Raw genomic sequence first — 12,867 nt, 5'->3', positions numbered from 1 at the left:
ACGTAGGGGCCGGGAGGTTGTCGCCTCCCGGCCCCTACGAACACACTACTAAGAGCTACTGCTCCGACGATCTCTTCGGGCGCCACACCACCAGCGCGCTCGCCTGCTGCACGTCCTGGTACGGCACCAAGTCCCGTCGGTACGACGCGTGGACCGCCGCCTCGCGCTGCTGCATCGCCGCGGCGGCGCCCTCCACGGCGCTCGCGAGCTCGACCACCCTCGCCTGCAGCGCCGCGACCTGGTTCTCCAGCTCGATGATGCGCTTGATGCCGGCGAGGTTGATGCCCTCTTCCTGCGACAACTGCTGCACGGTGCGCAGCAGTTCGATGTCGCGGGCGGAGTAGCGTCGGCCGCGGCCCGCGGTGCGGTCCGGGGAGACCAGGCCCAGGCGGTCGTACTGGCGCAGGGTCTGCGGGTGGAGGCCGCTCAGCTGGGCGGCCACCGAGATGACGTAGACCGGCGTCTCGTCGGTCAGTTGGTAAGGATTTCGACGACGGCCGTCCATCTCATGCTCCCTTCGCGGCCTGGAACAGTTCTGCCCGCGGATCGACGTCCGCAGTCGCCTTGCGGTAGGACTCCAGGGCTTCCTTCGCCTGGTCGCTCAGTGACGTCGGGACCGAGACCTCCACCGTCACCAGCAGATCGCCCCGCGAACCGTCCTTGCGGACCGCGCCCTTGCCCCGCGCACGCATCGTACGACCGTTGGGGGTGCCCGGAGGGAGCTTCAGGGTGACCGGCGGGCCGCCCAGGGTGGGGACCTTCACCTCGCCGCCGAGGGCCGCCTCCGTGAACGTCACCGGCACCGTCACCGTCAGGTTGTCGCCCTTGCGGCCGAAGACCTTGTGGGAGTCGACGTGCACGACCACGTACAGGTCGCCCGCCGGGCCGCCCCGCTCACCGGGACCGCCCTTGCCGCGCAGGCGGATGCGCTGGCCGTCGCTGACACCCGCGGGGATACGCACCTGCATCGTGCGCGACGACTTCGCCCGGCCCGAGCCCTTGCAGACCTCGCACGGGTCCTGGGCGATGAGCCCACGTCCCTTGCAGTCCACGCAGGGGTCGGTGAGGGAGAAACCGCCGCCGCCGCCCCGCGTGACCTGGCCCGTGCCGACGCATGTCGGGCACACGCGCGGTGTGCCGTTCTTGTCGCCGGTGCCGGAACAGGCCTTGCAGGCGGCCTGCGACGACATCCGCAGCGGGACCGTGGCCCCGTCCACCGCCTCCGTGAAGCTCAGCGTGACCTCGGACTCGATGTCCTGGCCGCGCCGGGGCTGCGTACGCGTGCCCGCGCCGCCCGCGCCCGTGCCGCCCCGGTTGAACAGGCCCCCGAAGACGTCACCCAGACCGCCACCGAAGCCGCCCGCACCGCCGGCACCGCCCGCTCCACCGCCACCCGGGGCGCCGCCTCCGAAGAGGTCGCCCAGGTCGAAGTTGAAGGAGCCTCCGGTGCCGCCGCCGGGACCGGCCCGGAAGCCGCCGTTGCCGAAGAGAGCACGCGCTTCGTCGTACTCCTTGCGCTTCTTGGGGTCCCCGAGGACGTCGTTCGCCTCGGAGATCTCCTTGAAGCGCTCCTCGGCCTTCACGTTGCCCGTGTTGGCGTCCGGGTGGTTCTCGCGGGCGAGTTTCCGGTACGCCTTCTTGATCTCGGCTTCGGTGGCGTCCTTGGGGACGCCGAGGACCTTGTAGTAGTCCTTCTCGATGAAGTCCTTGGTGCTCATCCCCGACGTCCCTCCTCTCGCTTCACAACAACTCCGATACGTCAGCCCTCGTCCGGGCCGCCACCGGTCTCCTTGTCCTCCGCCGCATCGGCGGAGTCAGTGGAAGCAGCGGCCTCGGTCTCACCCTTGACCGTCTGCGCACCCGGCTGCGGCTCGGCCACGGCCACCCGCGCGGGGCGGATGGTGCGCTCCCCGATGCGGTACCCGGGCTGCAGGATCGCGACGCACGTCGTCTCGGTGACGTCGGGTGCGTACGAGTGCATCAGGGCCTCGTGGATCGTCGGGTCGAAGGGCTCGCCCTCCTTGCCGAACTGCTGGAGGCCCATCTTGGCGACGACCGTCTCGAGGGCCTCCGCCACCGACTTGAACCCGCCGACGAGCTCGCCGTGCTCACGGGCACGGCCGATGTCGTCGAGGCTCGGCAGGAGCTCGCCCAGGAGGTTCGCCGCGGCGATCTCCTTGACCGTCACCTTGTCCCGCTCCACGCGGCGGCGGTAGTTCTGATACTCCGCCTGCAGCCGCTGGAGGTCCGCCGTGCGCTCGCCGAGCGCCGTACGCACCTGGTCGAGCTGCGCGATCAGGCCCACGTCCTGAGCGGACTGACCCGTCGTACTGCTTGCTGTGTCCCCGGCCGGGGCCGCCGGGCCCTCCTCGGTGGAGGGCTCGGCGGCCAGCGACGCGGCGTCATCGGGGGTGGCGCCGGAGGGGACGTCAGGCTTCTCGGTGTGGTCACCGAAGCCCGGAGTCTCCTCGGTCATGCGGCGCCGCCCTTCGCGTCGTTCGGCTTCTCGTCGTCGACGATCTCGGCGTCGACCACGTCGTCGTCCTTGTCCTTGGACATGTTCGGGGCCTCGGCGCCCTCGGCACCCGGGGCAGCGCCCTCGGCACCGGCGGACTGAGCGTCCGCGTACATGGCCTGGCCGAGCTTCTGGGAGACGGCCGCGACCTTCTCGGTGGCCGTGCGGATCTCCGCCGTGTCCTCGCCCTTGAGCTTCTCCTTCAGCTCTTCGACGGCGGACTCGACCTCGGTCTTCACGTCACCGGGGACCTTGTCCGCGTTGTCGGTGAGGAACTTCTCCGTCTGGTAGACGAGCTGCTCGCCCTGGTTGCGGGACTCGGCGGCCTCGCGGCGCTTGTGGTCCTCGTCCGCGTACTGCTCGGCCTCCTGGCGCATGCGGTCGACCTCGTCCTTCGGCAGCGAGGAGCCGCCGGTGACGGTCATCTTCTGCTCCTTGCCGGTGCCGAGGTCCTTGGCCGTCACGTGCATGATGCCGTTGGCGTCGATGTCGAAGGCGACCTCGATCTGCGGGACACCGCGCGGGGCGGGCGGCAGACCGGTGAGCTCGAACATTCCGAGCTTCTTGTTGTACGCCGCGATCTCTCGCTCGCCCTGGTAGACCTGGATCTGGACGGACGGCTGGTTGTCCTCGGCCGTCGTGAAGATCTCGGAGCGCTTGGTCGGGATCGTGGTGTTGCGCTCGATGAGCTTGGTCATGATCCCTCCCTTGGTCTCGATACCGAGGGACAGCGGGGTGACGTCGAGGAGCAGGACGTCCTTGACCTCGCCCTTGAGGACACCGGCCTGGAGAGCGGCGCCGATGGCGACGACCTCGTCCGGGTTCACGCCCTTGTTGGCGTCCTGGCCACCGGTGAGCTCCTTGACGAGCTCCGCGACGGCGGGCATACGGGTCGAGCCACCGACGAGAACGACGTGGTCGATCTCGGAGAGCTGGATGCCCGCGTCCTTGATGACGTTGTTGAACGGGTTCTTGCACCGCTCGAGAAGGTCGGACGTGAGCTGCTGGAACTGGGCGCGCGTGAGCTTCTCGTCCAGGTGCAGCGGGCCCTCGGCGGACGCCGTGATGTAGGGCAGGTTGATCGAGGTCTCCGTGGAGGAGGACAGCTCGATCTTGGCCTTCTCGGCCGCCTCGCGCAGGCGCTGGAGCGCCATCTTGTCCTTGGCGAGGTCCACGCCGTGGCCGTTGTTGAACTGCTTGACCAGGTAGTCGACGACGCGCTGGTCCCAGTCGTCACCACCGAGGTGGTTGTCGCCGTTCGTGGCCTTCACCTCGACGACGCCGTCGCCGATCTCCAGGAGGGACACGTCGAAGGTGCCGCCACCGAGGTCGAAGACGAGGATCGTCTGGTCGTCCTTGTCGAGGCCGTACGCCAGAGCGGCGGCCGTCGGCTCGTTGACGATGCGCAGGACGTTCAGGCCCGCGATCTCGCCCGCCTCCTTCGTCGCCTGGCGCTCGGAGTCGTTGAAGTACGCCGGGACGGTGATGACCGCGTCGGCCACCTTCTCGCCCAGGTACGACTCGGCGTCGCGCTTCAGCTTCTGCAGGATGAACGCGGAGATCTGCTGGGGGTTGAACCCCTTGTCGTCGATGTCCACCTTCCAGTCAGTGCCCATGTGGCGCTTGACCGAGCGGATGGTCCTGTCGACGTTCGTGACTGCCTGGCGCTTGGCGACCTCGCCTACCAGGACCTCACCGTTCTTCGCGAAGGCGACGACGGACGGCGTGGTCCTGGCGCCCTCGGCGTTGGTGATGACGGTGGGCTCGCCGCCTTCAAGAACGCTGACGACAGAGTTAGTCGTGCCCAGGTCGATGCCGACCGCACGTGCCATTTCGGTTCCTCCAGATGTAACTCTTGAGTGGATCTGACTCAAGGATGCATGGTCGCTTCGCTGGAGTCAACAGAGCTGAGTCGGGGGGGCTCAACTCTTATCCCGGCCTTACGCGCAAGTCCGGGACCTCCGGTGCACTCCAGCCCCTCGCCTGCGGGTCCGCCGTGGCTGGTCGCGCCGTTCCCCGCGCCCCTTACGGAGCCGCGACGCGGCAAGGGTTGCCTGAGCGACGCAGATCACCGCCTCGCTGGCTACAGTGCGGCTGAGTAAGTGGGTAGTCTCAGACGGACTGCATAAGTTACCGCTTAGTAATAGTTCGCCTCGCAGGCCCGAGGAGCCCCCAAATGCAACTCGCCGCGATCATCGTGTCGCTGGTCCTAATCGCGGTCGGCGTCGCGCTGTTCGGCCGTGCCATCGTGCAGATCGTCCAGTACATGCGGCTCGGTCAGCCCGTCCCCGCCGGTACCCGCACCGATCAGCCCGTGCAGCGCACCGTCACCGTGGCCAAGGAGTTCCTCGGCCACACCCGCATGAACCGCTGGGGCGTCGTCGGCGTCGCGCACTGGTTCGTGGCGGTGGGCTTCCTCTCGCTGCTCCTGACCATCGTCAACGCCATCGGCCAGCTCTTCAAGGCCGACTGGATGCTGCCGATCATCGGCGAGTGGGCCCCGTACAACATGTTCGTCGAGTTCATCGGCACGATGACCATCGTCGGCATCGTGACGCTGATCGTCATCCGGCAGCTGAGCAACCCCGACAAGCCGGGCCGCAAGTCCCGGTTCGCGGGCTCGAAGAAGGGCCAGGCGTACTTCGTCGAGGCCGTCATCCTCATCGTCGGCGTCTGCATCTTCGCGCTGCACGCCCTTGAGGGTGCCCAGCACCACGTCGACAGCTACGAGGCGTCGTTCTTCATCTCGTACCCGTTCGTCTCGTGGTTCGGGGGCATGGATCTCTCCACGCTGCAGAACCTCACGTACTTCTTCGCCATGATCAAGATCGCGACGTCCTTCATCTGGATGATCACCGTCGCGCTCAACACCAACATGGGCGTCGCCTGGCACCGCTTCCTCGCCTTCCCGAACATCTGGTTCAAGCGCGACGCGGACGGCACCACGACGCTCGGCGAGCTCCAGCCCATGACGTCCGGCGGCAAGCCGATCGACTGGGAGGACCCGGGCGAGGACGACGTCTTCGGCGTCAGCCAGGTCGAGCAGTTCTCCTGGAAGGGCCTCCTCGACTTCAGTACGTGCACCGAGTGCGGCCGCTGCCAGTCGCAGTGCCCCGCCTGGAACACCGGCAAGCCGCTCTCCCCGAAGCTCCTGATCATGTCGCTGCGCGACCACGCGCACGCCAAGGCCCCCTACCTGCTCGCAGGCGGCGGCAAGGACATGGAGGGCAACGAGAAGGCGACGGCGGAGCAGCTGGCGGACGTGCCCGCGGCCGCTCTCGCGGAGGCCGAACGCCCCCTCATCGGCACCGCCGAGGAGAACGGCGTCATCGACCCCGACGTCCTGTGGTCCTGCACCAGCTGCGGCGCCTGCGTCGAGCAGTGCCCGGTGGACATCGAGCACATCGACCACATCGTCGACATGCGCCGCTACCAGGTGATGATCGAGAGCGCGTTCCCCTCCGAGGCCGGGACGATGCTCAAGAACCTGGAGAAGAAGGGCAACCCCTGGGGCCTGGCGAAGAAGCAGCGCCTGGAGTGGCTCAAGGAGCTCGACTTCGAGGTGCCGGTCGTCGGCAAGGACATCGAGGACCTCACCGAGGTCGAGTACCTCTACTGGGTCGGCTGCGCGGGCTCCCTGGAGGACCGTGCGAAGAAGACCACCAAGGCCTTCGCCGAGCTGCTCAACATGGCGGGCGTCAAGTTCGCGATCATGGGCGGCGACGAGAAGTGCACCGGTGACTCCGCACGCCGCCTGGGCAACGAGCCGCTGTTCCAGCAGCTCGGCCAGGAGAACGTCGCGATGCTGAACATGGCGTACGGCGAGGACGACGAGGACCCGGCGACCAAGAAGCCGAAGACGGCCAAGAAGATCGTCGCGACCTGCCCGCACTGCCTCAACACGCTCGGCAACGAGTACCCGCAGCTCGGCGGCGACTACGAGGTCATCCACCACACGCAGCTGCTCCAGCACCTCATCGACGAGGGCAAGCTCATCCCGGTGACGCCCGTCGAGGGCCTCATCACCTACCACGACCCGTGCTACCTCGGCCGGCACAACAAGATCTACACGCCCCCGCGCGAGATCATGTCCGCCGTCCCGGGCCTGCGTCAGCAGGAGATGCACCGCCACAAGGAGCGCGGCTTCTGCTGCGGTGCCGGTGGCGCGCGGATGTGGATGGAGGAGCGGATCGGCAAGCGCATCAACACGGAGCGGGTCGACGAGGCGCTCAGCCTCAACCCCGACATCGTGTCGACGGCCTGCCCGTTCTGCCTGGTGATGCTCACCGACTCCGTCAACGGCAAGAAGAACGACGGAGCGGCGAAGGAAACCCTCCAGGTCGTGGACGTCGCGCAGCTGCTGCTCGAATCCGTGAAGACGCCGGTGGACCCCGCCGGTGAGTCCGAGACCGCGGACGAGCCGGAGCCCGAGCCGGCCAAGTAGCTCTCCGGTAGCTCTCCGATAAGTCTCCGGCAGGCCTCACGCAGGCCGGGCGCAGGCACAAAGGCCGGTTCCGTCCTCAGGGCGGGACCGGCCTTTCCTGTCGTACGGAAGGGGGGCATCATGTGCTGGTTGTTGTCGGCTGGGGCGTTCGGGGCGGGTGATGGGCATGCGGAGTGCCGGAACAGATGGCATACGTGGCGTCAGACGCGGGGGCGTCGCGAGGCGCGGTGGTGTCCGGCGCGGCGGTGTCCGGCGCGGCGGTGTCCGGCGCGGCGGTGTCCTGGGTACGTCCGCCGTCGTCAGCTGCGCGCTGCTGCTCGCCGGGTGCGGGGGCGGCGACGACTCGGACAAGCCCGACGCCCGGCACCGGCCCGTCAGCATGGCGGGCAAGAGCGCGGCACAGCTGCCCATACCCCGCGGCAAGGGCAGCAAGGTCGACGACGACTTCAACGGTGACGGCGCCCCCGATCTCGTACTGGACGACCTGGTGCACGAGGGCCACGGCGACGACGCGGGCATCGGTGTCGTCTACGGGTCGAAGGGCGGACTGCGTCCCGGCGCACGGCAGTTGCTGAGCGCGCAGGCCAACGGGGCGCGCACCAAGGGCGAGTTGCCCGCGTCCTTCGAGTCGGAGGCGTCCTGCGACCTCGACAAGGACGGGTTCACCGATCTGCTCATCTCCACCGACCCGCCCTACGACGGCCTCGGCCAGCCGCCCGTGCCGCTGCAGATCCTCTTCGGCTCGCCCCAGGGCCTCAAGGGCAAGGCCGTGAAGGTGAAGGTGCCCGCGCAGGCCCGCTTCGGCAACGACTGGGCCGACCAGCCGGTGTGCGGGGACTTCGACGGGGACGGTGCGAACGACCTCGTCCTGCACGCGAGCGGCGCCCGGCTCACGTTCCTGCGCGGCCCGTTCAAGCGGACCGGCGCCCCGCGCGCCGCGGGCAAGCCCCTTGCCGCGCCCGGCAACGACCTCGTCACCGGCAAGGCCACGGACGTGGACCGCGACGGCTACGACGACCTGGTCGTCCGCAAGGCCGCGGGCGCGTCCGGCGCAGCGGCCGGCGCCCTCGTCCTTGGCGGCCCGAAGGGCCCCGCCGAAACCGGCGTCCTCTTCCCCTCCGGTACGGACATCGCGTTCGGGCGCTTCGGCAGGGGCAAGGGCATGGACGCGGCCGTCGCGGGCCCGAACGGGGTCGCCCTGCGCTACGACGTGCCCGGCACGCAGCGCGGCACCATGGAGTCGAAGAACGTGGCCGTGGACACCGGCGACTTCGACGGCGACGGCCTGAGCGATCTTGTCCTGAGCGGCGGCAGCAGCGGGAACGGGGGCAGCACCGGCGAGGTGCGGGTCTTCAGGGGACGTACGACGGCGCTCGACGGGAACGCGTCGGCGCTCGTGGTTCCCTCCGCCAAGGGCACCACGCAGGTACTCGCCATCGCGGACTTCAACGGGGACAAGCGGGACGATCTGGTCCTTCGGACGTATCGCGGGGACGGCGAGGACACGGTGGGGGTGTACCCGGGAGTGAAGCCCGACCTGGTCGCGCGCAAGCCTCAACTGACCTTCTCCACAGCGGAGTTCCTGGCGCTGGGGGACGGGGCGTAAGGGCGGGGGAGTCAGGGCGGGGCGTCAGGGATCGGCTCGGGGCGGCATCGGGGCGGCGTCGGGGCAGGCGGCATCGGGGCAGGCGGCATCGGCGCGGGGCAAAGCACCCCGAACGCGCACAACACCACCAACTCCCGCCCCACATACAACCCTTACCCCCCTTCATGGGTCTCCCTGTCGCCAAAACAGGACGTGACGCCAGGGCCAACACCCGGCGAACCGGCGAACCTCCTGCCCGGCACCCCATCGACTGCGGATGTCCGCCAGACATCCCCGCACGCAGCAGGAGACCCAAGGAATGCCGAAGCACAAGCGCACTTCCCCGCTCCCCCGATCCAGACGTGGCCGCCTCGCGGCGGCCACGGCGACCGCCGCCGCGCTCACAGGCGGACTCCTCACCCTCACCGGCGGTACGGCGACCGCGGCAGAGCCCATCGCCGCCGTCCAGCCGGACGACGCCGACTTCAACGGCGACGGCAAGGCCGACATCGCCACCTCCGCCCCGCACGCCAACGTCGGCGGCAAGGACAAGGCGGGCCAGGTCGTCGTCACGTACGGCGGCACCACGCAGCGCCACACCACCTACAGCCAGAACAGCGCGGGCGTCCCGGGCACCGCCGAGAAGAACGACTACTTCGGCGCCGACACCGCGTACGGAGACTTCGACAGCGACGGCTACGACGACCTCGCCGTCGGCGCCCCCGGCGAGGACGTCGGCAGCGACGTGGACGGCGGCACGGTCCAGGTCCTGTGGGGCTCCCCCAGCGGCCTCTCCGGCGGCTCCACGGTCAAGGACCCGCGCCCCACCAAGCACGACCACTTCGGCGGCCCCCTCCAGGCCGGTGACTTCGACGGCGACGGCAAGGCCGACCTCGCCGTCGGCGCGTCGGGCGCCGCCACCATCGACATCTTCGACAGCGGCATCAGGCGCAGCGGCTCCACCGGCGGCCGCTACACCGTGCTCCCGCCCATCTACGGCGGCGAGGACGCGGGCCCCTTCAACCTGCACTCCGGGGACGTGAACGGCGACGGCAAGGACGACCTGCTCGTCAACGGCTTCTCCACCGCCGACGACTACAACGCCAACCTGTGGCTGCCAGGCAGCGCGAACGGCGTCACCACGCGCGGCGTCCAGCGGCTGCCCGCCGGTCACATCACCGACGTGGGCGACACGGACGGCGACGGTTACGGCGACGTCATCATCGGCCTCACCTGGGACGAGGGCATCGACGGCGCCAACAAGGGCGGCACGGTCTACGTCGTCAAGGGCAACGCGAACGGCCCGTACGGCGAGAGCCAGGCCATCACCCAGGACACGGCGGGCATCCCGGGCAGCGGCGAGAAGGGCGACTCCTTCGGCAACGAGCTCGACCTCGGCGACGTCAACGGCGACGGGCACCTCGACCTGGTCGTGGGCACCCCCGGCGAGAACCTGGACGGAGTCACCGACGCGGGCTCGCTCACCGTCATCTACGGCGCGTCGGACGGCTCAGGCCTCTCCGCCAAGGGCGCCGTCCTGTACAGCCAGAACTCGCCCGGCGTCCCCAACGCCAACGAGAAGAACGACTACTTCGGGTCCGACGTCCACATCGACGACCTGAACGGCGACGGCCGGGGCGACGTCACCGTCGGCGCGTCCGGCGAGAACGGCTCCAACGGCGCGTTCTACGTCCTCGGCGCCCGCACCGACGGCACCCTCGCGGGCACCTCCGGCGTCTACACGTCCACGGTCGGCATCTCGGGCACGGGCACACCGCGCCTCGGCACCAACTTCGCCGACTAGCCCAACCGTTCTCCTCTCTCCTCAGCTCAACCTCTCGACTGCCGGGCCCGCGTACTCCCCCCGTCGCGGGCCCGGCTCTCCCTCTCGGAGCTTTCCGTGCGCATACGCACCTCCATCCTGGCCACGTCCCTGACGACGAGCGGCCTGCTCGCCATCCCCGGCGGAACGGCCGCGGCCGCGCCGTCCGGCTCCAAGGGCGGCGAGGTCAGCGTCGTCTACGGCACCTCGTCAGGTCCGAGCGCCACCCGTCGTACGACCCTGACGCAGAGCAGCTCGGGCGTGCCTGGCGCCTCCGAGTACGGCGACAACTTCGGGGCGGCGGTGGCCGTGGGCGACCTCGACGGAGACGGAAACGCGGAGCTGGCGACCGGCGCGCCCGGCGAGAGCATCGGCTCCGAGCCCGACGTCATCCTTGGCGCGGGCACGGTCACCTTGCTGCGCGGCTCCGCGTCGGGCCTGAGGACCACCGGCGCGATCACCCTCACTCAGGACAGCCCGGGTGTCCCCGGCGCGTCGGGGTCCATGGACGGCTTCGGCGCGACGCTGCTCGCCTCGGACATCGGCGCCGACGGCCGCCTGGACCTCACGGCGACGGCCGCCCAGGAGAACGACGACGCGGGCGCCGTCTGACACCTCCCCGGAGCCGCGGACTCGCTCTACTCCACCACGGCGTCCACCAGCTTCGGCCCGAGCAAGCTGGGCCTCTCCACGAAGTACTCGGCCTTCGGCTCGGACCTCGCGGGCTGAGGGCTCAGGGCTGACGGCTCAGGGCTCAGGGCTGAGGGCTCAGGGCCGATCAAGGGCAACCCTTCCCCAACCTCGGTTGTCACACAGGTGAACCAGTCGCGAAGTGAACGCGAAGTGAAGCTGAGCGAGTCGCCCCCTGCACTAACTCCCCGTATCCACATTTGAGTTGGAGCCTCCCGTGCCCCTGCGCGCAAGAACAAGAACCCGTTCCCTCGCCGTCACCGTCGCCGCCACCGCGACCGCCCTGGCCGCCACCGGCCTCACCCTCCCCTTCGCGGCCTCCGCGAGCGCCTCCCCCGCCGCCCCGCCCGCCGCCGCTCCCCTCACCGCCGACTTCAACGGCGACGGCTACGACGACCTCTTCGTCGGCGTGCCAAGTGCCACCGTCGGCGGCAAGGCCAAGGCCGGGGCCGTGAGCGTCGTGTTCGGCGCAGAGGGCGGGCCGGGGCCGCACAGCGTGCGGCGCATCACGCAGGCCACCGTCGAGGTGCCCGGCACCCCGGAGGCCGGTGACCGGTTCGGGGGCTCCGTCGTGGCCGCGCACGTGGACGACGACAAGTACGCGGACCTCGTGATCGGCGCTCCCGGCGAGGACATCGACGGCAAGACCGACGCCGGTTCCGTCACCGTCCTCTACGGCACCGGCGACGGCTTCGCCACGGCCAACACCGCCGCCCGCGGGGCCAAGGCGAAGGACGCGTACGGAAACGCCCTGGTCGCCGCCGACTTCACCGGCGACACCGACGTCGATCTCGCGATCGGCGGCAAGGACCAGATCGTCGCCAACTTCAACCCGCTCACCGCAGACACCGAGCCCCTCATGGCCGACCGCATGGGCGGGCGCGCCCCCGTCATGACGACCGGCGACTTCAACAACGACGGGCTCGACGACCTCGCCCTCGCCTACTACACGAAGAACCAGCCCTACACCCAGTCCCACGTCCGCCTCTACGGCTGGAACAAGGACGAGGGCTCCATGCTGAACTTCTGGAACAACTCCAACGGCGCCGCGAACGCCCTCGCCGCCGGTGACTTCAACGGCGACGGCTTCGACGACCTCGCTCTCGGCAACTGCCGCGAGATCGCCGACGAGAACATCGACGACCCGTGCGGTCCTGAGGAGCTCACCAAGGGCGGCGCCATCCACATCCGCTTCGGCGACGCCAACGGCAGCTTCGGCTGGGAGCAGCAGACGTTCAACCAGGACACCGCGCGCATGCCCGGCGTCGCCGAGACGGGTGACGGCTTCGGCGACGCGCTCGCCGTGGCGGACATCGACGCCGACGGCCACGACGACCTGATCGCGGGCGCACCCGGCGAGGCCATCGGCAGCGCGGCCAAGGCGGGCAGCGTCACCGTCCTGAAGGGCGGCGAGATGGGCCTGCTCGACCCGGCGGGCGCGGCGAACGCGGGCACGGTCGCCTACCAGCAGGACTCGCCCGGCATCCCGGGCGGCGCAGAGGCGGGCGACCTCTTCGGCGCGGCGCTGGCCTTCGGCGACCACAACGGCGACGGCGTTCCGGACCTGTCCGTCGCGGCGCCCGGTGAGAACTCCGCATCGGGCGGCGTCTGGGACCTGCCCGGCGCGAAGGCCGGCGGCACGGTCGTCACCCCGAACTCCATCGGCCTGCCCGCCTCTTTGGACCCGCCGGCGTACGGAGCGGTGCTCGGTCACTAGCGAGCCCGCGAGTCCCTGGAACCCCGGGGACCCTGGGGACCCTGGGGAAAACCCCTCAGGGTCCCCCTAAGGGTTGTCACAGGTCAGCGGCAAA

Annotated in this window: 9 protein-coding genes; 5 read left to right on the top strand and 4 right to left on the bottom strand. The window is 69.8% G+C overall.

The genetic code is table 11. The annotated features are described in order from the left end of the window. Positions 1-55: 55 nt before the first annotated feature. From ACWFRJ_RS28885 to dnaK, 4 genes are read right to left on the bottom strand one after another with little or no spacing between them, the layout of a single operon-like run. Positions 56-505 carry a heat shock protein transcriptional repressor HspR gene (locus tag ACWFRJ_RS28885; RefSeq protein WP_383276245.1) on the bottom strand — a complete coding sequence of 150 codons (450 nt, stop codon included), beginning with the start codon at positions 503-505 and terminating at the stop codon, positions 56-58. Between the two features lies 1 nt (position 506). Beyond that, positions 507-1,718: a molecular chaperone DnaJ gene (gene dnaJ / locus ACWFRJ_RS28880; protein WP_453537066.1), complete on the bottom strand. Its 1,212-nt coding sequence runs from the start codon at positions 1,716-1,718 to the stop codon at positions 507-509. Positions 1,719-1,759: 41 nt separating this feature from the next. Beyond that, positions 1,760-2,476, bottom strand: a complete 717-nt coding sequence (gene grpE / locus ACWFRJ_RS28875) for a nucleotide exchange factor GrpE (RefSeq protein WP_453537063.1) — start codon at positions 2,474-2,476, stop codon at positions 1,760-1,762. Continuing rightward, positions 2,473-4,347, bottom strand: a complete 1,875-nt coding sequence (dnaK, locus tag ACWFRJ_RS28870; RefSeq protein WP_453537060.1) for a molecular chaperone DnaK — start codon at positions 4,345-4,347, stop codon at positions 2,473-2,475. Before dnaK ends, grpE begins: the two co-directional genes overlap by 4 nt. Positions 4,348-4,691: 344 nt before the next feature. On the opposite strand from dnaK, the gene ACWFRJ_RS28865 reads away from it, so the two are divergent. From ACWFRJ_RS28865 to ACWFRJ_RS28845, 5 genes are all read left to right on the top strand, one after another. Then, on the top strand, positions 4,692-6,959 hold the full coding sequence (locus ACWFRJ_RS28865; protein WP_453537057.1) for a (Fe-S)-binding protein: 2,268 nt from the start codon (positions 4,692-4,694) through the stop codon (positions 6,957-6,959). 166 nt (positions 6,960-7,125) lie between these two features. Next, positions 7,126-8,565 carry an FG-GAP repeat domain-containing protein gene (locus tag ACWFRJ_RS28860; protein WP_453537055.1) on the top strand — a complete coding sequence of 480 codons (1,440 nt, stop codon included), beginning with the start codon at positions 7,126-7,128 and terminating at the stop codon, positions 8,563-8,565. A 298-nt stretch (positions 8,566-8,863) separates the two neighbouring features. Further along, a complete protein-coding gene (locus ACWFRJ_RS28855; RefSeq protein ID WP_453537052.1) occupies positions 8,864-10,348 on the top strand; it encodes an FG-GAP-like repeat-containing protein in 1,485 nt (494 codons plus the stop codon). 96 nt (positions 10,349-10,444) lie between these two features. Continuing rightward, complete coding sequence (locus ACWFRJ_RS28850; protein WP_453537049.1) at positions 10,445-10,978, top strand: FG-GAP repeat protein; 534 nt, start codon at positions 10,445-10,447, stop codon at positions 10,976-10,978. A 295-nt stretch (positions 10,979-11,273) separates the two neighbouring features. Next, positions 11,274-12,773: an FG-GAP-like repeat-containing protein gene (locus ACWFRJ_RS28845; protein WP_453537045.1), complete on the top strand. Its 1,500-nt coding sequence runs from the start codon at positions 11,274-11,276 to the stop codon at positions 12,771-12,773. The last annotated feature ends 94 nt before the right edge of the window (positions 12,774-12,867 follow it).

This window comes from Streptomyces sp. NPDC055239 (assembly GCF_053606205.1).
This window is presented reverse-complemented; position numbering and strand designations above follow the sequence as displayed.